General features: G+C 60.2%; 20 protein-coding genes. 4 read left to right on the top strand and 16 right to left on the bottom strand.

Annotated features, from left to right (window positions below; translation table 11 throughout):
• Window positions 1-27: 27 nt before the first annotated feature.
• Window positions 28-900: a hypothetical protein gene (locus RCH93_RS16775; RefSeq protein WP_306549580.1), complete on the bottom strand. Its 873-nt coding sequence runs from the start codon at window positions 898-900 to the stop codon at window positions 28-30.
• Window positions 901-1,012: 112 nt separating this feature from the next.
• Here RCH93_RS16775 and RCH93_RS16780 point away from each other — a divergent pair, with 112 nt between their 5' ends.
• A complete protein-coding gene (locus tag RCH93_RS16780; protein ID WP_306549581.1) occupies window positions 1,013-1,399 on the top strand; it encodes a DUF1992 domain-containing protein in 387 nt (128 codons plus the stop codon).
• Window positions 1,400-1,413: 14 nt separating this feature from the next.
• On the opposite strand, the gene RCH93_RS16785 is transcribed toward RCH93_RS16780, so the two are convergent.
• From RCH93_RS16785 to RCH93_RS16800, 4 genes are all read right to left on the bottom strand, one after another.
• Window positions 1,414-4,338: an insulinase family protein gene (locus RCH93_RS16785; RefSeq protein WP_306549582.1), complete on the bottom strand. Its 2,925-nt coding sequence runs from the start codon at window positions 4,336-4,338 to the stop codon at window positions 1,414-1,416.
• A gap of 12 nt (window positions 4,339-4,350) precedes the next feature.
• Window positions 4,351-4,800, bottom strand: coding sequence for a D-aminoacyl-tRNA deacylase (gene dtd / locus RCH93_RS16790; RefSeq protein ID WP_306549583.1), 450 nt, complete (start codon window positions 4,798-4,800; stop codon window positions 4,351-4,353).
• Between the two features lie 64 nt (window positions 4,801-4,864).
• Window positions 4,865-5,629 (bottom strand): 16S rRNA (uracil(1498)-N(3))-methyltransferase, encoded by a 765-nt coding sequence (locus tag RCH93_RS16795; protein ID WP_306549584.1) that lies wholly within the window; start codon window positions 5,627-5,629, stop codon window positions 4,865-4,867.
• A 69-nt stretch (window positions 5,630-5,698) separates the two neighbouring features.
• On the bottom strand, window positions 5,699-6,250 hold the full coding sequence (locus tag RCH93_RS16800) for a dihydrofolate reductase (protein WP_306549585.1): 552 nt from the start codon (window positions 6,248-6,250) through the stop codon (window positions 5,699-5,701).
• Between the two features lie 139 nt (window positions 6,251-6,389).
• Here RCH93_RS16800 and RCH93_RS16805 point away from each other — a divergent pair, with 139 nt between their 5' ends.
• A complete protein-coding gene (locus tag RCH93_RS16805; protein ID WP_306549586.1) occupies window positions 6,390-7,334 on the top strand; it encodes a ketopantoate reductase family protein in 945 nt (314 codons plus the stop codon).
• Window positions 7,335-7,355: 21 nt separating this feature from the next.
• Here RCH93_RS16805 and RCH93_RS16810 read toward each other — a convergent pair whose 3' ends face one another.
• Window positions 7,356-8,054 carry a type 1 glutamine amidotransferase gene (locus RCH93_RS16810; protein WP_306549587.1) on the bottom strand — a complete coding sequence of 233 codons (699 nt, stop codon included), beginning with the start codon at window positions 8,052-8,054 and terminating at the stop codon, window positions 7,356-7,358.
• A gap of 239 nt (window positions 8,055-8,293) precedes the next feature.
• Between RCH93_RS16810 and RCH93_RS16815 the strand changes: the two genes are divergently transcribed.
• A complete protein-coding gene (locus tag RCH93_RS16815; protein WP_306549588.1) occupies window positions 8,294-11,551 on the top strand; it encodes a PAS domain S-box protein in 3,258 nt (1,085 codons plus the stop codon).
• A 121-nt stretch (window positions 11,552-11,672) separates the two neighbouring features.
• On the opposite strand, the gene RCH93_RS16820 is transcribed toward RCH93_RS16815, so the two are convergent.
• Window positions 11,673-13,145, bottom strand: coding sequence for a DegQ family serine endoprotease (locus tag RCH93_RS16820; protein ID WP_306549589.1), 1,473 nt, complete (start codon window positions 13,143-13,145; stop codon window positions 11,673-11,675).
• Between the two features lie 63 nt (window positions 13,146-13,208).
• Window positions 13,209-13,553 carry a hypothetical protein gene (locus RCH93_RS16825; protein WP_306549590.1) on the bottom strand — a complete coding sequence of 115 codons (345 nt, stop codon included), beginning with the start codon at window positions 13,551-13,553 and terminating at the stop codon, window positions 13,209-13,211.
• A 660-nt stretch (window positions 13,554-14,213) separates the two neighbouring features.
• Here RCH93_RS16825 and RCH93_RS16830 point away from each other — a divergent pair.
• Window positions 14,214-15,044, top strand: coding sequence for a hypothetical protein (locus tag RCH93_RS16830; RefSeq protein WP_306549591.1), 831 nt, complete (start codon window positions 14,214-14,216; stop codon window positions 15,042-15,044).
• A gap of 149 nt (window positions 15,045-15,193) precedes the next feature.
• Here RCH93_RS16830 and RCH93_RS16835 read toward each other — a convergent pair whose 3' ends face one another.
• From RCH93_RS16835 to RCH93_RS16870, 8 genes are all read right to left on the bottom strand, one after another.
• Window positions 15,194-15,664 carry a hydrogenase maturation protease gene (locus RCH93_RS16835; protein WP_306549592.1) on the bottom strand — a complete coding sequence of 157 codons (471 nt, stop codon included), beginning with the start codon at window positions 15,662-15,664 and terminating at the stop codon, window positions 15,194-15,196.
• 93 nt (window positions 15,665-15,757) lie between these two features.
• A complete protein-coding gene (locus RCH93_RS16840; RefSeq protein WP_306549593.1) occupies window positions 15,758-17,224 on the bottom strand; it encodes a Ni/Fe hydrogenase subunit alpha in 1,467 nt (488 codons plus the stop codon).
• Entirely contained in the window at window positions 17,211-18,212 is a 1,002-nt protein-coding gene (locus tag RCH93_RS16845; RefSeq protein WP_306549594.1) for a F420-nonreducing hydrogenase, read from the bottom strand. Before RCH93_RS16845 ends, RCH93_RS16840 begins: the two co-directional genes overlap by 14 nt.
• Window positions 18,213-18,214: 2 nt before the next feature.
• Window positions 18,215-18,628, bottom strand: a complete 414-nt coding sequence (locus RCH93_RS16850; protein WP_306549595.1) for a hydrogenase iron-sulfur subunit — start codon at window positions 18,626-18,628, stop codon at window positions 18,215-18,217.
• Complete coding sequence (locus tag RCH93_RS16855) at window positions 18,628-19,545, bottom strand: CoB--CoM heterodisulfide reductase iron-sulfur subunit B family protein (RefSeq protein WP_306549596.1); 918 nt, start codon at window positions 19,543-19,545, stop codon at window positions 18,628-18,630. The genes RCH93_RS16850 and RCH93_RS16855 overlap by 1 nt, the downstream gene beginning before the upstream one ends.
• A gap of 19 nt (window positions 19,546-19,564) precedes the next feature.
• On the bottom strand, window positions 19,565-20,068 hold the full coding sequence (locus tag RCH93_RS16860; RefSeq protein ID WP_306549597.1) for a 4Fe-4S dicluster domain-containing protein: 504 nt from the start codon (window positions 20,066-20,068) through the stop codon (window positions 19,565-19,567).
• A gap of 13 nt (window positions 20,069-20,081) precedes the next feature.
• Window positions 20,082-22,094, bottom strand: coding sequence for a CoB--CoM heterodisulfide reductase iron-sulfur subunit A family protein (locus RCH93_RS16865; RefSeq protein WP_306549598.1), 2,013 nt, complete (start codon window positions 22,092-22,094; stop codon window positions 20,082-20,084).
• A gap of 569 nt (window positions 22,095-22,663) precedes the next feature.
• Window positions 22,664-24,598, bottom strand: coding sequence for a phosphoenolpyruvate carboxykinase (GTP) (locus tag RCH93_RS16870; RefSeq protein ID WP_306549599.1), 1,935 nt, complete (start codon window positions 24,596-24,598; stop codon window positions 22,664-22,666).
• Window positions 24,599-24,752: the final 154 nt, after the last annotated feature.

The following is a 24,752-nucleotide window of genomic DNA, read 5'->3' on the forward strand; positions in this document are numbered from 1 at the left end:
TGCTGCTGGCGGGGGCTGGTCGCTTGTTCACTGTTGCGGCTTCACCTGCTGCATTTGCTGCATCGCTTCCTGCATCTGTTGCATCATCGCCTGTTGATCCTCCTTGCTGATCCCCTCGGCCTCCATCCCTTGCTGCATGCCGCCGGGGACCATGGATTGTCCCATCTGCTGCATTTTCTTTGCCCCGTCTGGTTGTTTGAGCGTGTCCATGGCCTGCTGCACCATACCGGTCATCATGGTTTCCGCCTCCTGGTTGAACACCGCAGTAATGCCGGCGGGCGGGGCAAAGGCGCTGTCGGGCACGGCGCCGGTGTCGACCTTAACCGCGACGTTGGCGCTCTTCATGCCCATCACCGAAACTTCCGAACGCAGCGGCACGTCGGTGTTGTGGATCATGGAAACGGTGGACATGCCGCCGCCGATGGCGGCAACGTCGCAGTCATAGCCCAGCACCTTCTCGGCCTTTTGCTTGACCGAACCGCCGAACGAGCCCATCATGCCGGCGCCAAGCTCCTTGGCGTTCTTCTCAAAATTCTTTTTCTCAGCGGCGCTGAATTTGTTATATTCGGCCTGGTAAATTTTGCGGGGGTTGGAGGTCTTTTCGCCGGTCTTGTCGATCAGGTTGTAGGTGGTGATCCAGTCCGGGTCGGTGAGCTCAAGGGTCTCAGACGGGTTGCTCATCCCCATGACCATGGTGGTCGCCTTGTGGTGTTCGGCCCGCCGTTGACCGTAGTCTTTGACGTACAGGGTTTCCTTGCCCTGCTCGCTGCCGGTGAGCTCGTAATGAATGGCGGCCTCTTTGAACGGCAGCTTCATCTCCCAGGGCAGGTCATCGGCCCAGGCCAGAGACCCGGCCGCAAACAGGCTCACGGCGACAACCAGCACACTTCTTTTTTTCATACACATCTCCTTTTTGTGCTCAACTATTCGGGCAGCAGCGCTGCGGTTACAGGGTAAACATTTCTATTGTAACGACTGGCAACAGAGACACAAGGGAAAGAGAGAAGAGGCCATGCTTTCGATAATACAGCAAATCGCGGAACGAAAAATTCAGCAGGCCATGGAAGAGGGCACGATCCCCGACCTCAGCCACTGGAAAAACAAACCCCTGCCGCCGGACGACATGGCCCATGTGCCGGCAGACCTGCGCATGGCCTACCGGCTGCTGAAAAACGCCGGCTACGTGCCCGAGGAAGTGGCGGTGCAACAGGAGATTACCCGGCTTGAGCAGTTGCTGGCAACCTGCACGGATGAACGAGAGAAGGTGAGGCAGTTGAAGAAGATCAGCTGCTTGCGGACCAAGCTGGAATGCCGTATGGGCAGGGCGATGGAGCTTGGCGAGGATGGGCCGTATTACGGCCAGGTGGTGGACCGGCTGTCAACCCCCAAGGCGGGCTGACAGCCGGTTGCCGGTTACAGCTCGGCGATGTCGCTGAACAGGGTTTTGTCCTGTTCAATTTTCTCGCGGCTGCCGATGGTCGCCCGATAGCGGCAGGCCTGCAGCTGTTCAAAGAGCGGCGCAAAGCTGCGGAGGTCGCCGGCGCTGGTGCGGACAATCTCCTCAATGCGCTGCTGGCGGCAGGCGGGCGTGATGCCGGCCAGATAGTCGTTGCGGGCGGCGGCGCCCCTAGTGGCCGGGCCCTGATGCGGGGTGGCCGAACCATAGGCGCCAACGATCAGCTGTTGCAACGACTCCGCAGACAATTCCAGGCCGCTGATCACGCCGGGCAGGGCCTCGTAGGCCTCGAAGGTCTTTTTCACCTGCGGATCGCGGTAGCTGACCATGCCGAAATTGCCGGTCAGATGGTTGAACTGGATGAAGCAACCGTAGGCTCCGCCCATCTGCCGCACCGTATTCCACAGATAATCCCGCGAAAGCCAGGTCCTGAGCACCTCAAACGAGCCGTTGTAGCGCGCCGTGTCCGGAAAGAGGGTGCAGGCCTGGACGTTGTAGACCATTTCGGCCGAGGTGGTGAAACCCTGGCTGGTGGGCGTGGCTGCGAACTGCGGTTGCGCCGCCGGCAGCGTCCGGTCGGACAGGGACTGGACAACCGACAGCCCCAGATCCTGGAAGCGGCGGATGTCCTTGTCCTCAGCGGTGACCGAGACAATCAGCCCCTGCCGCCGGAAGAGCAGCTCGCGAATCTGTTTGAGCGCCGCATGCAGTTTGGCCTCTTCGGCTTCATAGTTGCCGGCCAGGTTTTTGAGGTGCAGATAGGCCCGGACGCCATGGACATGCTCGTTGTACTGTCCGGCCCGGCTCAGGTGGGAAAAGGCCCGGGTCGAGGCCAGGCTGTACCCTTCGCTCTGCACCGAATGTTCCGCCCAGGCGTATTCCCGGTGGACGATCTCCTCAATGTGATGCTCGTCGGAGAAATCAACCGAGGTCAGCACCTCGGTGAGCAGGGCAATCGCCTGCTCCAGATAGGACGACAGGGCCTTGATCTGCAGCCAGAGAATCGGCCGGACCGTGTTGCGGTCGTCGGCCCGCACGTAGACCTGGAAGGCGTGCGAGAAGTCGCCGGTGCAAAGGTTGATCGCCTTGGCGAACTGCATGTAGTCTTTGGTTTCGGTGCCGATCTCGGTGAGAACGGTGGCGAACAGATCAAGATACGGCAGCAGTTCCAGCGGCAGGGCTGAGCAGTCGAGGCCGAAGTCCAGATAGCAGATGCCGTTGGTTTCAAGATCGTTGATCAGCAATTCCGACCCGCCGAGGGTTGAAGGCTGCACCGCGTGAAAGGGCGGGCGGGCGTCGAGATCGTCGAGCGAAAGCCGGGGCAGGCGGCGCAGATCCTCGGCTGAATTCTGTTCGGCCTGCAGGGCCATCAGTTCCTGGGTGCGCTCAACCAACTGGGTGCGTCCGGCGGCGTCAAGCGACTGGGCAAAGGCCGCCAGCCGCTGCTGTTCATCCGCCAGATTCTGCGCCATTTTTTCCGGGTCCGGGGCGAGGGTCACCGTGACCGTGGCCGGGTTGTCCAGCAGGTGGGTCCGGATCAGCTGCTCGAAATAGCCGTTTTCAGTGGCGTCCTTACGGATTTCCGCCAGCAGGGCGTCGATCTGCAGGGCGTCAAAGGGCGTCATGCCGTGCTTGAGCGCGGGCAGGGCCTTGCCAATCAGATCCAGGCCGCGCTGGGCCTTGTTCATCTCCTCCCGCACCGAAAATTCATATTTGTTCAATTCAGAGAGCATCAAATCCCGGTCCAGTCCCTGATCAACCATCCGGGTCAGGGTGGCCTGGTAGAGGGCGCGAAAATGTTCCCGCTTTTCCAGGTCGGTGCCGACCAGGTAGGTGATCATCAGGGTTTTGATGCTGGAGTTCGAAAGAAACAACCCGCCGAAATCTTTGCACAAAGATGCGTTAATCACCGCTTTTTTGAGCGGCGAGCCGTCGGAGTTGAACAGGATGTTGGCAATGATCTGAAAGGCGGCGTTGAGTTTGCGGTCCTGGACCGTGCCCACGGCCGAGCTGATGGCCATGAAGGTTTTTTGCTCAAGGGGGCTGCCCGGCTGCACCGGATAGCTGTCTTCAATGTTCAGCGGCGCGGTCACGTCCAAGCCCTCCTTGATCCGGGCTTTGGCCACCGGCTGCGGGAATTTGTCCAGGAAATTCTCCTGGACAAAGGCCAGTTCCTGGTCAAGCGGCGCATCGCCGTAGAAGAAAAAGGTGCTGTTGGAGGGATGGTAGTGGGAGCGGTGAAAAGCAACGAACTGCTCATAGCTCAGCTCGGGGATGCGACGGGGATCGCCGCCCGATTCGTGGGCATAGGTCGATTCCGGCATCAGCCCCTGGTAGGTGTGGTGGAACAGGGCCCGGATCGGATCGGAAAAGGCGCCCTTCATCTCGTTGAGCACCACGCCCATGAACTGCACCTGGTCGTCGCTGTTTTCGAGGTGGTAATGCCAGCCCTCCTGCTCAAAGGTTGATTTGAGCAGCAGCGGGTTGAACGCCACGTCGCAGTAGACGTCCATGATGCTGAAGTATTCCTTGAGGTTGCGGGTGGCAAAGGGATACCAGGTGGTGTCCGATCCGGTCATGGCGTTGAGAAAGGTCATCAGCCCGCCCTTGTTGATCTCGCCGAACACGTCCCGAACCGGATATTTCTCCGACCCCATCAGCACCGAGTGCTCCAGGATGTGAGCCACGCCGGTGGAATCCTCGGGCACGGTCATGAACGAGACGCAGAAGGTCTTGTTGACGTCCTGATTTTTAATCGCCAGGGCCTGACAGCCCAACACCGCGTGGGTAAAAAGCAACACTGTGGAATGAATTTCAGGAATGAATTCCTTCCGTTCAAGGACAAAGCCGTGGTAGGTCGAGCCAAGGGCAAACGAGGTCATAATGCTCCGTTTTCAGAAAGTTTTATGGGAATCCAACAAAATGGTGACCGGACCGGAATTTGTCAAGGAAACTTGCATCATGGCCTGGAAAACGCCGGCCTGGACCGGGATGTTGCGCAAGCGGCAGCAGTCGATGAACTGATCGTAGAGACTCCGGGCCAGTTCGGGCGGCGCCGCCTCGTTCCAGGAGGGGCGGCGGCCCTTGCGGCAATCGCCGTAGAGGGTGAACTGGGAAACCACCAGCAGCTCGCCCTTAATGTCGGTCAGCGAGCGGTTCATCAGCCCCTGGTCGTCTTCAAAAATGCGCAGATGCTGGATTTTTTCGACCATCCAGGTCAGATCCTTTTCGGTGTCGGCGCGGTGGACGCCGAGCAGGACCAGCAACCCCTCGGCAATGGCGCCGGTGGTCTGCTGGTCGACCTCGACTTGTGCGGTGCTGACGCGTTGGACAACAGCTCTCATGGGCGTGCGGACAGGGAAAACGGCAAGGGTTGCGGGAAGCGCGCCGCCGCGCGCAGGCGGTTGTTCACAGCATTGCAGACGGATTGGAGTCTGGATTGCAGCCTGCGGCCGGTTGCAGCGCCCCGGCGAGGTACTGGACAATGGACACCGCGGCCAGGGCGGCCGTCTCGCCGCGCAGGATGCGCGGTCCCAGGGAAAAGGTGGTGAACTCGGCCTGGCGCAGCGCCTGGAGATCGTCGGCGTGCAGGCCGCCTTCAGGCCCCAGCAGCAGGCAGATCGGCCCGGGATGATCGGCAAAATTGGTCGGCAGCGGCGCCAATTGCTCTTCCTCCCAGGCGGCCAACCGATGGACAAAGGGCGCAAAATCGATCTGCGCAAGCTCCGTGGCCGGCAGGATGGTCATCGGCAGGGTGCGATGGCTCTGCTTGCAGGCCTCGATCATGATCCGGCGCCAGCGCTCTTCCTGATGGTCGCGGTCGCCGTGGTTTTCGCAGTACCGGGACACCACCGGCTGAAAGGACTGCACGCCGAGTTCGGTGGCCTTCTGCACCAGCAGATCCATTTTCTTGCCCTTGAGCAGGCATTGGGCCAGGGTCAGCGGCAAGCGGACATCCGTGTCTTCCTGTCGCGTCCCGGTGATGGTTGCGGTTACCTGGTTTTTGTCCGCCGTCTGCAGCACCGCAGCGTAGACGCCGCCCTGGCCGTCGAAAAACTCAACGGCCTGCCCCGGCCTGAGGCGCAGCACCGAGGCGATGTGGCGGGCTTCGGGTCCGGTCAGGGCGATTCGGTCGTCGGTGCGGGCATGGGCTGGAAGAAAAAATCGTCGCATGGTTCCTTGTGTAGCACAAAAGCAGGGCAAATGCCCACCCCATTCCCAGGGATGGCGGGGAAAAGTCGATCAGCCGATCTGGAAGTCGCCGGAGCGAGGAGCAGGCGCCTCCCTGCGGTAGGTGTTGACGCGTGCCGGCACGGCGGCCCCCAGCGGACGGCTGTCGACCAGCCGGAAGGGGAGATCGGCAAAATCAGGGAAAAAGGCGTCGCCTTCATATTCCCGGTCGATCAGGGTGAGAATCAGGGTGTCGGCCAGGGGCAGGGCCGCGCGGTAGAGCTGCTCGCCGCCGATGACAAAGGCCTTGTCCGCGTTCGCGCAGAGGCCGACGGCGGCAGGCAGGGACAACGCCGACAGGCAGTCCGGATGCGGCCGGAACCGGGGATTGGCGCTGACCACGATGTTGCGCCGTCCCGGCAGGGGCGCGCCGAGCGAGAGGTAGGTTTTGCGGCCCATGATCAGGGGATGGCCCATGGTGGTCGCTTTAAAATGGGCCATGTCTTCCGGTATCCGCCAGGGGATGGTATTATGCAGGCCAATGACCCCCCGGTTGGCGGGCATACAGGTCAGTCCGGTCATTCCGGCCATTCCGGCAACAGCGGCGATGATGATCAGTTCCACGTTGGTCGTCCGCAAAGCAAAGGCAAAAGCAAAGGCCGGACATCGCAATACGCCCGCGCCGGCCGGGATGTTTGGGAGTTGAATGTACGGTTTTTCAGGTGTTCCGGCAAGAGCGACGAGGAGCGCCAAGGAGAATGCAATGCGTTTTTTGATTTATGGGGCCGGGGCGTTGGGCCAGGCCATCGGGTGCATGCTGGCGGCGGACGGCCACCGGGTCGATCTGCTGCTCAGGCCGCGCTTTGTCGACGCGCTGAAAACATCGGGCCTGGAAGTAACCGGCATCTTTGGCGAATATAGGGTTTCCGCCAACCAGCTGGGTCTACTCGCCAGCCTCAAGGGGCGAAAAGGCGGTGAATATGACGCCGTCCTGCTCACCACCAAGACCTACGACACCGACCGGGCCATCACCGAGATTGCCGGCATGCGGGACTGCTACTGCCCGGTGGCGTCGCTGCAGAATGGGTGCGGCAACCTGGAAAAACTGGGGGAACGGTTGGGCCGTGAACGCAGCCTGGCAGGTCGGGTGATCACCGGCTTTGAGATCGAGCGGCCCGGATCGGTGCGAATCACGGTGTCCGCCGATGCCGTCCATGTCGGCGGCTGCGTGCGCGGCGCCATCCCCGGAGCGGCCAAACGGCTGGCCGAGGCGCTGGCCCATGCCGGCCTGCCCAGCATTGCCGTGGACGACGTCTACCAGTCGCTCTTTGCCAAACTGCTCTACAACTGCGCCCTCAATCCCTTGGGCGCGGTCCTTGGCGTTCATTACGGCGCCCTGGCCGACAGCGTTGAAACCCGGATGATCATGGATCAGGTGATCGAAGAAACCTTTGCCGTGATCGCAGCAATGGGCGGGACCACCCCCTGGCCCAATGCGGCCGCCTATCAGAAGGTGTTTTACGGCCAACTGGTTCCGGCCACCTATAACCACCGCGCCTCCATGCTCCAGGATCTGGAAAACAACAAACCGACCGAGGTCGAGGCCATGGTCGGTTATGTGGCGGCCCAGGGCCGAAAATACGGGGTAGGGACGCCCTGCTGCGATCTGCTCGCCTCCCTGGTGCGGTTCAAAGAGCAGCAAAAATAACGCCGCCCTTCTTCTTCAAGGCTATGCCAAGCGGTTGAGCAGGATTTCCAGCATCCGGTTGATGTGCGCAAACAGCGCCGGATCGCTCGCCAGGATCTCGGCCTCGCTCTGGACGTAGCGCGCCGGGATCAGTTCATGGCCGCAGTGAGCCAGGATGGCGCGCACGGTGTCCGGAGTGGATTCCAGATGAAACTGGAGGCCGAGAATGCGGTTGTCGAACACAAAGGCCTGACTGCGGCAGCCCTCGCTCTCGGCCAGATGAACCGCGCCCTGGGGCAGGTCAAAGGTGTCGCCGTGCCAGTGAAACACCGTCGGCTGCTCGGGCAGGCCGGCCAGCAGGCCAGCATCTTTGCCGTCGCCGGCCGGCCCGGTCAGTCTGATCGGCCACCAGCCGATTTCCTTGTTCGCCCCCGCATAAACCTTGGACCCCAGGGCGTCGGCCAGCAGTTGCGCCCCCAAACAGATGCCGATTGCCGATTTGCCGGCCTCAACCGCCGCCCGGATCAGGGCCCGTTCCTCAGCCAGCCAAGGGTAGCGGTCGTCTTCGTAGATGTTCATTGGCCCGCCCATGATCACCAGCCGGTCAAAGTCCTCCAGCCGGGGCAAGGGCTCGCCGGCAAACAGGCGAGTCAGGGTCAGCGGATGGCCCTGATGTTCGATCCAGGCGCCGATATGGCCCAGTCCTTCAAAATCAACGTGCTGCAAGGCGTGGATGCGCATTGTGTTCTCCTTTGCTCTTCGCCAAACCGTTTCCATCCAGGCTGCCATACTATTGCAGGCCGCCGCGCCCGGCAACGGAAAAAAGGCGGTGCGCGCCATTCACAAGCGGCTTGGCAAGCGGCTTGGCAAGCGGCTTGACATTGACTCCGCCCCTGCTATTCTTCAGGCTATAGATTCCAAGGGTTTCACGGCAGTTCTCCGATGTCGGTCCTCAGAACCAAGACGTTTTGGAGGTGCAGGTGCCGCAAAAAAAGACAGCAACCCTCATTGCCCGGCTGACCCAGAATCCCTGGATAATGGCCGGCTTGAGCCTGATTCTGGGCCTGGCGGTCAGTTGGCGCGTCGGCTTGCTGGAAACCGAGCGGCAGGTCAGCGAGGCCCGCAGTCAGACAATCAACGACCTTGCCGCCGTCCGCGCCCGCCTGGAGGGGGGCGTCAACACGGTGTTCAGCGCCACCTCGGGGCTTGCCGAGGTGATTGCCCACCAGGGCGGCATTCAGCAGAATCTGTTCGACGCCCTGGCGCGGCAGGCCATCAAGGGGCATCCCCAAATTCGCATCATTGGCGTTGCGCCGGACAACATCCTGGCCATGATCTATCCCCTGGAGGGCAACCGTCAGGCCATCGGCTTGCGCTACGCCTCAATGCCAGAACAGTACGCGACCGTGCGGCAAGCCATGGAGACCCGCACGGCGGTGTTCTCCGGGCCCCATCAACTAGTGCAGGGCGGGCTCGGCCTGATCGCCCGCGTCCCGATTTTCACCCTGGTCGGCGTCGATCCCGGATCCGCGCCCAGATATTGGGGCATTGTGTCGGTGGTGACCAATGTCGACGCCCTGCTCGACGCCAGCCAGGTGCGTTCAACGGCGACCCTGGAGGTCGGGTTGCGGAAGATCGACGGTCAAGGCGCGCCGGGCGAGATGATTCGCGGCGACGCCGACCTGTTTGCGCGGCAGCCGGTGTGCATGGAGGTGGTCATTCCGGGCGGCGCCTGGCAGCTCGGGGCAACGCGCAAAGGCGGCTGGCCGCGGATGACGGCCGCAGGCTCGCCGCAGTTCCTGATCGGCGCGCTCAACAGCGTCTGCGTCGCGGTCTTCATCTGGTGGTTGACGGCCCGGCCGTCGCGGATTCGGGCGCGCAACCGGGAACTGCAACGGGAGGTCGACGAGCGGAGCCGGGTCGAGGAGGCCTTGCGTTTTTCCGAGCGAAAATACGCCTCTATCTTTCAGCTAATGCCGGACATGGTCGGAATCACCCGCCTGGAGGACGGCTGCTTTCTGGAAATCAACGACGGGTTCACCCGCATCACCGGGTGGCAAAGGGAAGAGGTGCTCGGCCACACCTCGCTGGAGCTGGGCTTATGGACCACGCAGGCCCGAACTGAGGCGCTGGCGATTGTTCACGCCCAGGGCAGGCTGGAAAATTATGCGTTTCGCCTCGGCACAAAATCGGGAGAACAACGCCACGCCCTGATGTTTTTGACCCCAATCAAAGTCCAGGAAGAGCTTTGCCTCTATTTCATGGCCCGCGACGTCACTGAACTGAAGCAGGCGCAAAACGTCCTCCTTCAGGAACAGGCGCGGTTGCGCAATCTCCTCCAGACCGTTCCTGCCATGATCTGGATGAAAGACCCGGCGGGCGTCTATCTGAGCTGCAACAGCCGCTTTGAACGGTTCTTCGGCGCGCTGGAGGGCCAGATCGTCGGCAAGACGGATTATGACTTCGTCTCGGCGGATCAGGCCGATCATTTTCGCGCGAATGACCAAAAGGCCATCGCCAACGGTCAGCCCAGCGTCAACGAAGAGTGGGTGGCCTATGCCGACGACGGCCACCGGGAACTGCTAGAAACGATCAAGACGCCGGTCTACGACACCGCCGGCAATCTCCTCGGCGTGCTCGGCATAGCCTGGGACATCACCGAAAAGAAGCGCACCGAAGAGGAGCTGCGCCGCGAACGCGCCCGGTTTTTGAATCTGGTCGACTCGGTGGACGGCATTGTCTGGGAAACCGACGCCAAGACCTTGACCTTCACCTATGTCAGTCAGCAGGCGGAACGCTTGCTGGGTTATCCAGCGGCGGACTGGCGCCGGGAGGGGTTCTGGCTGGAACATCTGCATCCGGATGATCGAGAACAGACCCAGGCCCAATCCGTCGCCTTGACCGCGCAAGGCAAGGATCACCAACTTGAGTACCGATTCCTCGACCCCAACGGCAAGGTGTTCTGGATGCAGGATTTCGTCACCGTGGTTGCCGAGGACGGTGCGCCCCGATGGCGGCGTGGCGTTATGGTCGACGTCACCAGCAAAAAAGAGGAGGAAAGAGAGCGCCGCAATCTGGAATCGCAACTGCGCCAGGCCCAAAAAATAGAAGCCGTCGGCCGATTGGCCGGCGGAGTGGCGCATGATTTCAACAACCAGCTCTCGGTGATCCTCGGCTACGCCGATCTGATGCTCAGCGCGCCCCTTACCCCGGACAAATTGCGCAGTTACGTTAATCAAATTCTCAAGGCGGCGACTTTGTCGCGGGACATTACCCGCCAACTGCTGGCCTTTTCCCGCCAGGAGGTGATTGCGCCCCAGGCGCTTGATCTCAACGCCTTGGTCACAGGGGTGAAAAAGGGGTTGGGGCGGTTGATTCGCGAGGACATCCGCTTTGAACTGCGGCTGGCCAAGGATTTGTGGCCGATCCTGATGGATCCCGCCCAGGTCGACCAGGTGATCATGAATCTGATCGTCAACGCCCGCGACGCCATGGCCAACGGCGGCCAATTGCTCGTCGACACCCGCAACGTTGTTTTGGACGCCGCCTTTGCCCGACGTTATCCCGAGATCGCGGCAGGCGACTATGTGCAGTTGACGGTGAGCGACACCGGCAGCGGCATGGGCCCGGACACCTTGCTGCACATCTTCGAGCCGTTCTACACCACCAAAGAGACCGGCAAGGGCACCGGCCTTGGCCTGGCCACGGTGTACGGCATTGTCTCCCAGAACAAGGGACTGGTGTTGGTGGAAAGCGCATTGGGCCGGGGTTCGGCCTTCAAGGTCTTTTTCCCCCGCGGCGAGGCGGTTCCGCAGGACCCGGTCGAGCCTGCGTCCTCGTTGCTGACGGTCCAACGGTGCGGCACAATCCTGCTGGTCGAGGACGAGGACACGGTGCGCCAGATGGCCACCGACATCCTCATGGAAGGCGGGTATACGGTGTTGGCTGCGGCCACCCCGCAGGAAGCGCTGGCGATCTGCGCCAACCCTGAACAGGCAATCGATCTGTTGCTCACCGACGTGATCATGCCGGAGATCAACGGCAGGGAACTGAGCCGTAAGATCAGAGAGATGCGGCCTGAAATCAAGGTGTTGTTCATGTCCGGCTATGCGGCCGACATCCTGCCCGAGGAGACCGAAAACCTGGAAACGGTGCTTATTAAAAAACCGTTTAGCGTCCAGGATTTGCTGAAAAAAATCGAACACCACATCGGCGTGAACACGCCATCGCGCGACTGAACGCGCTGGGCGCGGGAGGGGCAATTCACTGTTGAAATGAAAATGGCATAACAAAACAGCCGGCACGGATGATCCGTGCCGGCTGTTTGCGTTGGTGTAGAGCCTGTGCAGGCGGGAAAGGTTATTCGCTCTGCAGCACCACGTACTGGCTGTGTTCACCGGAACGGATTCGCAACAGCACCTGCTTGGGATTGTTGGATTTCTTCAGGGCCTGCTGCAACTCTTTGAGGTTGCGGACCCTGATCCGGTTGACCTCCTCCACCAACTGGCCGGCCTGGAGGCCCAACTGGGCGGCGGCGCTGCCTTCCTCAACATCGGCAATCAACACGCCCTGATCCTTGCTGTACCCAAATTGCTCGGCCACTTCCTTGGTCAGATCCTGGAGCGAAAGGCCCAGTTCGTTCAAGGCGGCGCCGGTCATCTTCTTGGCCACCGAGGCCATGTCGGCGGGCTGTTCGCCTACAGCCACCGCCAGCTCTTTTTCCTGACCGTCGCGGAGAATCCGCAGCTTCAACTCGGTGTTGGGCGGGGTCATGGCGATCTTGTTGCGCAAATCGGCCACATCGTTGACCTGCTCGCCGTTGATGGCAGTGACGATGTCCCCCTGGAGCAGACCGCTTTTCTGGGCGGGCGAGCCGTCGGTCACCTCGGAGATCAGCGCTCCGCCGCCGACCTTGCCGCCAAAGGACTTGGCCAGCTCCTCGTTGACGTCCTGAATGAGGATGCCCAGCCAGCCGCGCGTCACCTTGCCGCTCTTGCGCAACTGCTGCTCAATGCTCTTGGCCATGTTGATCGGAATGGCGAAGCCAATGCCCATGTAGCCGCCGCTGCGTGAAAAGATGGCAGTGTTCATGCCCACGGCCTCGCCGCGGATGTTGAGCAGCGGTCCGCCCGAGTTGCCGGGGTTGATGGCCGCGTCGGTCTGAATGAAATTTTCGTAGTCGGTGATGCCCATGCGGTTGCGGCCCTTGGCGCTGACCACGCCGACTGTGACCGTCTGGCTCAGCTCAAAGGGACTGCCGATGGCGATAACCCATTCGCCCACCTCCAGAGAATCGGAATTGCCCAGGGGCAGCACCGGCAAATCCTTGGCGTCGATTTTAATAATGGCCACGTCCGACTGCGGATCGGTTCCCACCACCTTGGCGGGAAATTCACGCTGATCTGCCAGGCGAACCGTAATCTTGCTGGACTCTTCCACCACATGGTTGTTGGTCAGGATGTAGCCGTCGCTGGCGATGATAAAACCGGAACCGGCGGCCTGTTGCTTAAAGGTCTGCTTGTCCTGTCTGGGGTTGGCGCGGGGATGGCGGAACTGCGGACCAAAAAAGCGTTCAAAGAAGGGATCGTTGAACAGATCGGAAGGCAGTTGGCCCATGTTTTTGGCAGCGGTTTCCTTCTCCACCCCAACGTGGACGACCGCAGGCCCGGCTTTTTTGACCACCGAGGAGAAGGCCTTGGCGGAACGATCCAGCAGGGCCAGGTCTTCCTCGGTCTGGGCGTGGACGGGGTGATACCCGCCGGCCAACAGCGTCAGGCACAGCAGGCAGGAGGCGAAGACGGTTTTCTTGTTTGGTTTCGAGAGGGTGTGCATGGTGTGAAACTCCACTGGGACATGGAAGGGGTATGTCATTCGAGACGAATGACGGTCTGACGATCAAACAACAGGCGGTGAACAACAGTGCTTGAGATAATTATACCGGCCGTTCGGTTCGTCAAGAGCCCGCCGCTGATTCAACGCTGAAGCGCCACCGCGTGAGCTGCTCCCAAGGGATACACCGCTGCAATGGACGCAGATGGACGACGCTGGAGCGGAATAGGTTTCGTTGGCCGTGGAGTTATCCTTGAGCGCTGGCGAAATTCCTTTCTCCGCAGCAATCAGCTCGGCAACCCGCTGCATCGTCTCTGCCACATTGATGTTGTCGAGGTCACGCCATCCCCCGGCGTCTGTATCATGCCGCAGTATGCCACGGGTTTTAAAACCGGAAATTTTGCGTTTCAATTGACCTGTTGACCGCCGCCGCATTCTTTTTTCTGCGCGCCCCGGCACTACTCCTGTTCGCTGTCGACCAGAAGCGCACGGGCCACGTTTTCGGGACGAAACAGGGCAAGTGCCCGGAGGGGTGGGAATCTGAAAAATCACTCCAAAATTTTATCAAGAACTTTTCTCGAAATTTTCGAGGACTCTTCTGAATTGTTACACAATATTGTTAATTCCGGAAATAATTCCACAAAACCGGTTTTTCATCATCCCGCAATCTGTCGCCGGATTAACAATTCTTAAAAGTTTAATAATTTCAATTGATTAATCGGCGACCATCGGCTCGCGGCAAACAAGCCTTATTTTTGCATGTAAAATCAATGGGTAAAAGTTGGCGGTGCTCGCTTGAGAACTTTCACAGGCTATGCCCAAGGAAGTTGAGAAAATGTGGCACTTTGCTTGATGGCCTCGGTCTGCTTGGCCCTCGGCGGCACAGCGCGGCGGAAAAACATTGCCAAGCGCTAAAATGTCGGCCTCCCCTTGCCGTTATGACATGCAACGAAAATCAGGGAATCAGCAGTATGTTTTGGGCGGACAACGAGCAGTAACCACCGCCGGGAGCCGCTTGGCCTTTATGGTAAAGCTTGCGCCGAACTGAAATATAGGGAGCCTGAAAAACTGATGATCGACAAATTATTTGATCTGCTAACGAGCACCCTCAGCGTGTCGGCGCCTATCCTGCTCCTGCTGTCGGTCTTCCTGTATCTGCTCAAGTCCATTTTTGAAAAGAGTCTGGACCTTGGTTTCAAGCGTCTCGAACAGAAGGCGGAAGAAACGGCACGTCAGGCACAGAGCCAGGCTGAAGCGTTGGCAAAGCAGGCTGAGCGCAGGGCTGACGAGATCGCGAAAAAGGTTGAGGAGATTGGTCGCACCTCACTCGACGTCAAGAAAGGTCTACGCGAAGCAGAACGCGAAGCCTTGGTGGCTCTGCGGATCGCCGTGGATAAATGGGAATATTTCCTCCAGTCGGCCGTTATCGATTTCACGATGATGGACCCGGCCAAGGCGGACGTCCGGACTCTCTATGCAAGTGACCGGGATCTGTTTCTGGAGGTGCGGGTGGCTGTCGTCAGGGCCGGCACTTACCTGCGACGCAAAGAATTGGAAGAGCAGTTGATGAACACCATCCTCAAGATCCGACATATCTATTACCCGCTCATTAACGCCGTCGTGCCCAATCTGATTGATCTACAGGTTCAACTCAGGGGCATAGACATCAAGCTGAAGGCCTTTGAACAGAGCGGCATGAAGGACATGAATTACGCTCCCACCGAAAAAGACCGCGAAGAAAATCTTCGTTTGCAAAGCCTGATGACGACCGAGGTCGGTGCGTTCCGGGATGCCTTTCTCGCACAGTATCGAAGCATAGCCGAGGAGATGGTCACCCTGAAAGAAGGCATTAATGTCTATATCTATCGCCCGATAAAGGAAACTGATATCGACAAAGACTAACCGCCAGGGCTCCCCCCCCCGGTTCGAGCCGGATCAGATCCGGGGTGGCCGGTCCTCGGCGGGCTGGGCGGACAACGCCAGCGGAAAGGAAGAAACAATGGCAGCAATCCTTGACAAACCGGCAGGGACAATTGCCCCACGTCTCCCGGTTATCCTGCCGCAACCTTGCCGGCGATCAAGCTCTTGATCCGTTCCACCACAATCTCCACCGCCGCTTCGACCTCGGGCGACATCTGCTGGGTGAACTCTTTGATTTCCTTGACCTCAATCAGCAGGATGCGGATATCCGCCGGCATCTCCTCGGGAAAACAGAGATAGCCGGTCTTCAGGGTCGTGCCCAGAGTGATGGCGTGTGAATTGATCAGGGCGTGGGTGGAAAAGATGTCGTCCACCCCGACCTCAAGGATCGATCCCGGCTCGTTGCCGAGCATGCAGGCGTCGACAATGATCGCCCGCTCGCAGCCCCGAATCTTGTCCATCACCTCGAACCCCACCGTGTAGACCACCTCGGTGCGGCAGGCCAGGTTCTCCTGTTCCAACCGCTCGATCACGACCACGCCGGCCCGGTCGTCCTGGAGATAGGGGTTGCCGATGCCGACCACCACGCATTGCGTATCCATTGCGCCTCTTTAGGGTGAAAGATTGGCGAGCCGGGCGCCTGCCAGAGCATTTCTCCGACCGACGCCCACCCGCGAACTGCTTGCCTTGAACAATCAGAAATTCTTCAAGGTTTTGTACAGGGCGCCGTTGGCGTCGAAAATCTCGACCAACAGCGGCGACTGGCCGCCGGTCACCGTGTGGGTGGCGCAGGCCAGGCAGAGGTCGTAGGGGCGGAAGGCCATCTCCACATAGTTAAGCATGGCCGGCGACACGTCGCCGTTTTTAATGAAGTGCTTGGCCGCCTTTTTCACCGCCAGGTTGATCGGCGCATTGTTGTGGGTGGTGGCCACGATCAGGTTGGCGTCGGTGACGATGCCCTTGCCGTCGGTGCAGTAATGGTGGATCAGGGTGCCGCGCGGGGCCTCGATGACGCCGACGCCTTCGCCTGGACAGGAGGTCGGCTTGTTCCAGATGTCTTTGCTGGTGATCTCCGGATCGCGGGAGAGCTGCAGACATTTTTCCGCGGCGTTGAGCAGTTCGATGGCCCGAGCCCAGTGGTAGGCGAGCACATTGTGCACCGGCTTGGCGCCAAAGGTGGCGTGGAATTTCTCGAAATGGAGCTGCGCCAGCGGCGTGTCCATGCCTTTGACGATGTTCATCCGCGCCAGGGGGCCAACGGCGTAGATGTTGGTCCCTGGCCCCTCGACGATGCCCTTCCACGGCCCGATCTTCTTCTGATAGGGAAATTTGAGGTAGGTCCAGGGCTGGACCCGTTCGGAGATGAAATCCAGGTATTCCTTGCCCTTGAAGGTCCCCACCAGCTTGCCGTCGCTGTCGATGATCTTCTGGGTGCCGTCGTAATAGGTGATGCGCTCCTGCTCGTCCACCGAGCCCATGTAGCCCACCTCGACCCGGTACATGTCGCCGGTGACCAGCTCCATATACTTGTCGTTTTTCAGCACAACGTCGTCAAACACCTTCAGGGTCAGTTCGCCCAACCCCACCAACTCCTTGGACCACTCCTCGATCTGCTTGCGCTCGTCTTCGCAGAGTTGCTTGGACCAGCCGCCGGGAACCGCCGCCACCGGGTGGTTGGGCTTGCCGCCGAGCAGCTCGAAGATCTTGACCGCCAGACCGCGCCGACGCAGGACGTCGCGGCCGACCTCTTTGCCGACCGCGTTGATCAGGCCGACCACGTTGCGCTCGGCCGGATTTGATTCCGGGCCAACCACGAAATCGGGCAGCCCCAGGGCGTAGAGGATGACCGAGTGATCCTCGACATAGTGGGCGTTGAAAAACAGTTCGCGCAGTTTGCGTCCGGCCGGCGGCGGGGTGACTCCGAAAACGCCGTCCGAGGCCTTCATTGAGGCGGTGAAATGCACCCCGCGACAGACGCCGCAGACCGTGGACACGGTCCGGGGCACCTCTTCCATGGGCATGCCCTGGAGGAATTTTTCAAAGCCGCGGAATTCCACGGTCTGGAAAAAGGCGTCGTCGACATTGCCGGCATCGTCAAGGAAAATGGCGATCTTGCCGTGCCCTTCCAGGCGGGTGATCGGGCTGATTTCAATTTTTCGCATGCTGCGTCTCCTTCATTTCGGCAACCCGGTGGTTGAGCTTCGAGGCCGTGTGGCTGTAGCGATAGAACATCTTCGCCATGTCGTTGTATTTTTCGATGAACTGGGCCGCAACCTCTTCGCTGGCCATGCTCGAGGCCAGGGTGGACACGCAGCGGGCCCCGAAATCCTTGATGCCGGGAATCGGGCCGCCGCAGCCGCGACAGGGGATGTTGACGTTGAGGCAGGAGCCGCCGCAGTCGCCCTGGGTGACCGGGCCAAAACACATGTAGCCCTGCTGGAGCAGGCATGCGTTGGGATCGGGGCGGCCATCGATGGTGCGTTTGATCTCGCCCACCGGCAAACGCTCCTGACCGGTGAGGGCCGGGTTGCGCGTGCAGCTGTCGCAGACCGCCTTGCCGCTGGTCAGCCAGGAACCGACCGGGGGCAGGTCGCCGGCCAGGATGGCGCCGACCAGCTTGCCGACAAAGGACGGGTGGGGCGGACAACCGCCGACATAGTACTCCACGTCCACCACCTGATCAATGGTCGAGCAGTGGTCGAGGATGGCGGGAATGGTCAGGTCGTACTTGCCGTCCAGGAGGTATTCCGGGGTGGGGTAGACGCCGTCCGGATTGTCGGTGGAAAACGAGGTCTTGTAGGCCTGGCTGAACAGTTCCTCCTTGGTGTGCAGGTCGCCCATGGCGGCGATGCCGCCCAGGCTGGCGCAGGCCCCGAAGGCCACCAGCACCTTGGATTTCTGGCGCAGCACCTTGACCGTGTGCAGGTTCTCGGTGTTGCGGATCATGCCGTCGACAAAGGCCAGATCAATCGATTTGTCCGGCATCTCTTCCAGATCGGCATACTTGACGTCAGCCACAGTGGGCGCCCAGAACACGATTTCCAGATGCTCCAGGGCGTCGACCAGTTTCTCCGAAAGATCGACCACGCTCATTTCACAGCCCGCGCAGCCGCCGGCGAGCAGAAAGGCGGTTTTTACTTTATCGGCCATGATTATTCTCCTCCCTTGAGCGGGTTGGGACCGAGTTGCTGCAACTCTTTGGTAAATTCCTCGACCACCTCGGCAAAACGATATCCTTCAGCCCCGGATATCCATTCCAGACGGAAACGGCGGGCGTCAAAGCCGCTGTCTTCGAGCAATTTGGCCAGGATTTTCATCCGGTTGGCGGTTTTATAATTGCCGGTTTTGTAGTGGCAGTCGCCGAAGTGACAGCCGCCGATCATCACCCCGTCCGCCCCTTTGGCAAAGGCCTCCATGACGTGCTCGGGCTCGACCCGGCCGGAACAGGGCACCTTGATCAGCTTGATCGAGGGTGGGTATTTGGCCCGCAGGTTGCCGGCAAGATCCGCCCCGGCATAGGTGCACCATTGGCAGGCAAAGCCGACGATATTGGGAAGAAAGGACATCAGGCCACCTCCTTGATCAGACGTTTTTCGCTTTGGATCTCGGCGATGATCGCACTGCGGTCAATCTGCGAGACGGCGGCCACCTGGGAGGGATCAAAGCCCATGGCCAGGGCCAGCAGTTGGGTGTAGTAGAGGGTCGGAATGGGTTCAAAATCGATCAAGCCCCGCTCCTTGAGAATCGGCTGGGACATGTCGAATTGCAGGAAGCAGGACGAACAGGTGGTGACGATCAGGTCGGCGTCGGTCTCGTCCTTGATCGACTGCAGTTTGTCCTTGAACAGCCGCAGCGATTTTTCCACGTCGGTGGAGCGCATGCCCCCCATGCCGCAACAGCTCTCCAGGCGGGAATAGTGGGGCACGGTCGCGCCGGTGGCCTCGCACAGTTCGCGCAGGATGGTCGGGTAATACGGGTTCTGTTCCTTGACCTTGTAGACGTCCGAAGGCCAGAGGGTGTGGCAGCCGGGCTGCACCGCGATCTTCAGCCCGTCGAGAGAATACTTGAGGTTTTCCCGGATCTTCTCTGCCCCGACCTTGCGATGGAGCACATGGGCGACATGATAGATGTCCGAGGTGCCCTTGAATTCGCGGTTGATGGTCGCCAGGCTGGCGTTGACCGCCTTGCGCCGATCCGCGTCTTCAAGGAAATGCTTGGCCTCCGAGAGCACGCCAAAGCAGGAGTTGCAGCCGGTCATGACGTCCACGCCCAGGGCCTCGGCAATGGTGAGGTTGCGGCTGGAGAGGGCGCACCAGGTGTTGAGGTCAAACGAGGGCGCGGTGCCCCAGGCCGGGCAGCAGGAAGCGCCCTGCAGATCCACCGGCTCGATCCCCAAAGCCGGCAGGATCTTGCGGAACGACTGCTCGATGTCCGGGGCTTTGAGCGGGATGTTGCATCCGAGATATAAGCCAATTTTTTCCATGCGTTGTGTCTCCTGTGCTCTAAAAAAGTCCCAACTCGCCCATAGGGCTGTTGTTGATCAGGGTCTGGATTTCCTGTTTGGCCTGCTCGTCAAAGGCCGAGGTCGGCGTTTCCTCCGGCAGCCCCACCCGTTTGCGCGCCGCCCGTGGGTCGGTGTAGACCGCGTGCCCGGTTTCGTACAGGTTCATCTGGCTGGTGATGGAACTGGTCGAAAAGGCCAGTTCGTTGGCCTGATAGCGGCGGAAGGCAAACACCACCTCCTGGGGCCGCACGTCGCGCGGGCAGACCTCGGTGCAGCGGTTGCAGGCCTGGCAGCCCCAACTGGACGAATCCTCGATGATTTCCTCGAGTTCGCCGTTGAGCAGATGGCGGATCAGATTGCGGCACAGGAGCGGAAAGCCGGCCCGGACGCCAGGGCAGATCGCGGAACAGGCTCCGCACTGGACGCAGTTGAGGATGCCATGGCCGCCGTAGCCAATGATGGTGTTGACGGCCTCGTCGATTTTTTGCTGGTCGATGATCATGGTGCTGTGCTCCTTAGGCCGTCAGGGCCTCGATTTGCGCAAAAATCTGCGTTTCTTCATAGCCGTGGAGGACAATCGCCCCGGACGGACAGGCCGAGGTGCAGACGCCGCAGCCCTTGCAGGCCGACATCTCGATCACGGCCCGGGGCCGCTCTTCGCCGGCGCGCTTCATGCTGATGGCGTGGTAGGGGCAGAGCGGCGCACAGATGCCGCACCCGCTGCACACCTCGGCGCGAACTTCGGAAATAATCGGCTCGATTTTGACCCGGCCCTGGGCCAGCGGCACGGCGGCGGCGGCCGCAGCGCCCTTGGCCTGGCTGACGGTGTCCGGGATGTCCTTGGGACCCTGGCAGCAGCCGGCCAGGAACAAGCCTTCGGTGGCGGTTTCGACCGGCCCGAGTTTGGGATGCAGCTCGCGGAAGAAGTTGGAGCCGCAGAACTGCAGTCCCAGCTTCTGCGCCAGACTCACGGCGTCTTGCGGCAGTTCGACCGCCGTGGCCAGCACCACCAGATCGGATGCGTAATCAATGCTGGTTGCGGACTCCATGTCGTAGGCCAGCACCCGCAGTTTGTCGCCCGGCAGCATTTCCAGGCCGCCGACCTTGCCCTTGAAGAAGTTGATCCCCATCTTGCGGGCGCCGGTGTAGTACTCGTCGTAGCCTTTGCCGGCGGCGCGGACGTCGATGAAGTGCATGTTGATCACCATGTCCGGATACTTCTCCTTGATCAGCCGGGCCTGTTTGATCATGTACATGCAGCAGAAACGCGAGCAATAGCTGTGGAAATGCTCGTCGCGCGAGCCCATGCAGGAGACAAAGGTGATGGTGTGCGGCTTTTCCCGGTCCGAGGGACGCAGCAGCTTGCCTTCGGTCGGCCCGGTGGCGGAGATGATCCGCTCCAGCTGCAGGGCGGTGACGACGTTGGGCGAGGCCGGGGCCATCTCCTTGAACCAATCCTTTTCCATCACCTGATAGCCGGTGGCGACCACAATCGAGCCGACCTCGATCTCTTTGATCGCACCCTGGGGGTCGTGGACCAGGGAGCGGTCAATTGCCTCGGCCGGACAGGCGCGCTCGCAGGGCGCGAGGATCGGCTTGCCGGTTTTTTGGTTGATCTTGGGGGCTGTGCCGATTTCCCGGCCGGCGCAGTTGATGCAGTGGTCAAGGTCGATCACCGCCTTTTTCGGCACCGCCTGGGGAAACATGATGTAGGCCGCCCGCCGGTCGGACAGGCCGGCGTTGAACTCGTCGGGAGTCTTGGACGGACACTTGCTGGCGCAGTCGCCGCAGCCGGTGCACTTGTTCCAGTCGACATAGGTCTGCTTGCGCCGCACCTTGACCTTGAAGTTGCCGATGTAGCCTTCGACGTCGTCGACTTCGGAGTAGGTCAGGGTTTCGATGTTGGGATGATTGAAGGCCTCGACCATCATCGGGGTGAGGATGCAGGCCGAACAGTCGTTGGTGGGAAAGGTTTTGTCCAACTGGGCCATGACGCCGCCGATGGAGGGCCTTTTTTCGACCAGATAGGTCTTGTGGCCCATGTTGGCCAGTTCCAGGGCGGCGCTGATGCCGCCAATGCCGCCGCCGATGACCAGGGCCGCATCGGTGACCGGCACGAACTTGTCTTCCAGTGGCTCGAGGTTGCGGGCCTTGCCCACTGCAGAGGCCACCACCAACTTCGCCTTTTCGGTGGCGCCTTCATGGTCGTGACCATGCACCCAGCTGGCCTGATCGCGGATATTGGCCATTTCAAACAGATACTTGTTGAGCCCGGCCTTTTCAACCGCCGCTCGGAAGATCGGCTCATGGGTGCGCGGGGTGCATGCGGCCACCACCACCCGGTCAACCAGGCCGTCGCGGACGTCTTGCTTGACCATTTCCTGCCCTGAATCCGAACACATGAACAGATCTTTGCGGGCGATAACCACATCCGGGAGCGTTGCCGCAAAGTCGCGGACCGCTGCAACGTCGATGACGCCGGCAATGTTTGAACCGCAATGACAGACGTACACTCCGACTTTCGCCATACAGGCCTCCTTCTCTAAAATGACAGGGCTCCAAGAGATCGCGCACAACCTGCGCCGACCACGCGCTTCTTGCTTTGACAGCCTCAAGGTGTGATTTTCCTGATGCTTGCCGCCTCATTGACTGATCAATGGTTCGGCACCCGCTGAGGTTGCACGTTCTATAGAGAAGGTTCCTTGCCCCTGCAATCATTTTCTATTTTGCACAGCTTGCACAGTTTGCCGGCTCGAATTTTTTTCAAGCACCCGTGATAGATTGCGCAAAAACACGAAATTATTATTTTTCATTTTATTCCACACGCACTGGCGGCACAGCATGCAGCCGGCAAACGGCGCTGAATTGCGCCTCATTTTTTTATCTTTCAATGCCCTTGGGCGACAAATCAACAATTGCCCAATTGGCACAAATTGTGTTTCGTAGGCTCTTCAGCGCACTAAAAACGAATCAAGGCGGCGCAACCGGCGGCGACAGAGAAGACAGGACGGCTGGACGGAGAGCGGAAATAAAAAAAGCCCCTTGCTCGGAAAGCAAGGGGCTGGATGGGCGGTGAAACTGGAAAAAACGACGCGGGTTACAGGTCCTGCGGTTTGACGATCTCGCCCTTGGCGGCTTTAAGCGCCAACAGGGCCGCCTTTTGCTCGGCATAGACCGCAAACAGCCGTTCGGACGCGCCCTGCTCCTTGCGCCAGGCGGCGTCCTGCAGATCGATGCGAGCCACCACGTTGTCGATATAGAGGGAAAACTGCATGGTGTAGAGCGACTCGGGATATTCCTTGTTGATCCGCTCCGTGAACAGCTTTTTCAGGTCTTCGTACTTGGGAATCCAGCCAATCGGGGTCTCGATGGCCTGGACGTCGCCGTGGGTGAACAGCTCAAGCCAGCCCAGCCAGACGTGGACGTCCCGCTTTTCGCCGAGCAAACCCTTGCCGCTGCCGCCGCGCGCCTCGTGGGTGAGGAAATAATTCAACCCGGCCATGACCGGCTTGTGCGTCATGCGGTTGTTGCCGTAAAAATTGAGCTGGGCCTCGAGGTAATCCACCAGATTGCCGGCGACAAAGGGCGTGTTGGCCCAGGGCTGACGGTTGACGCCGCTGGCCCCGATCTCGGCGGCGGTGGCCTTGGAAACAATCGAGGCCCCGATGGCCACGCCCGCGTCCATGGTCTTGGCCACCCAGATCGGCGGCATGGTGTTGGCGTCGCGACCGGAATAGGTGATGACCTTGATCACGATGCCGTTCGGGTCGGCGTTGACCGCCTTGTTGTGGTTGCCCACCGCCTCGGCCCGTAGGGTGCAGCGCGAGTTGGGATGGGACATGGCCACCTTGGTCATGTCCGGGGTCCACTCGCCCTGGTAGTTGACGCCCCTGGCCGGAGCCGGTTCGCCGTCGCCGACCCAGCGCGGTTTGCCCTGCTCATCGACCAGCACGTTGGAGAAAATCACCTCGGCGCCGGGCTGCCGCAAGCACTTCATCAGGTAGGGGTCGCCCTCCAGGTTGACGTCCTCAATGATGCCAAAGATGCCAATTTCCGGGTTGACCGCCCGCAGGGTGCCGTCCGCCTCGATCCACATCTGGGCAAGATCGTCGCCGATAAAGTCGCTGCCGACCATGGCGGTGGTGGTTTTGCCGCAACCCGAAGGCGCCGCGCCGGCAAAATAGGTCTTGCGGCCGTCGGGGCCGGTCATGCCGGTGATGAACATGTGCTCCGAAAGTTCGTCGCCGTTGTACTTGTACATGGCGCAGTCGGAGGCGAACCGGTGGTTGCCCTTCTTCATCAGTAGGGTGTTGCCGGCGTAGGTGCAGAAGGTTGAGAAGGTAGTCTGCCAGCTGCGATCCATATAGATGCGCGCCTTGGGCACGTCTTCTGAACGGTTGGGGCCTTCGGAGTGCACATTGGTGAAAAATTCGCCGCGTCGGGCCACCTCGGCGTCAAAATCGGCAAAACAGTTGCGATAGAGCAGCTCCGCCGAATGCATGACATAGGTGGAGCTGGAGATCTCGATGGCCGGTATGGAGGCCTTGGCGCCCACCGGACCGCGGCTGTAAAAGCCGATGAACATGGTTTTGCCGCGCATGATGCCGCGCATGTTGTCGCGCATGTAGGCGTGGGAAACGTCCCGCAACTCTTTCTTGGCCAGCGACGAGACCTTTTCATCCTCGTTGACAATGTAAAAGGTCTGATCAACCATGCGGCCCTGATCCTCGGGCAGGTCGAAATGGATGGTGTGGTTAGACATGGCCAGCGTTTTTTCCTCGCCTTTCTCCAGACTCATCCGACGGACGTTCGCGCGATCCTCTTCGCTGCCGGTGTGAACATACACCTGATCGGGGTCACACATGGCAATGGCGTTTGCAACCTTTAACAGCGCCTCTTCGTTCTTGATTGTGGCAAGCCGGTTGAAATGCTCGCCGTCGAGCCGCCGCTCAAACAGACTTTTTGCCTCTCCGATGGTCGTAACGCCGCCAACCGCTGATAAAATATCAACGCCCTTCTTAAACTCCAACATCCTGCCTCCGTGGGATTTTCCGCTCTGAATGGGTATAGGGGAACTGTTGTGCAACAGTTGCTTACAAGTTTGTAAACCTCGATATTTAGCTCGATTTTTTAGAATACGCAAACAGGAATGCACTTTTTTTGAGTTTTTCCCGGCACGCCCGAGG

It is taken from the genome of Desulfobulbus sp. (genome assembly GCF_030824455.1).
Classification (GTDB): domain Bacteria; phylum Desulfobacterota; class Desulfobulbia; order Desulfobulbales; family Desulfobulbaceae; genus Desulfobulbus.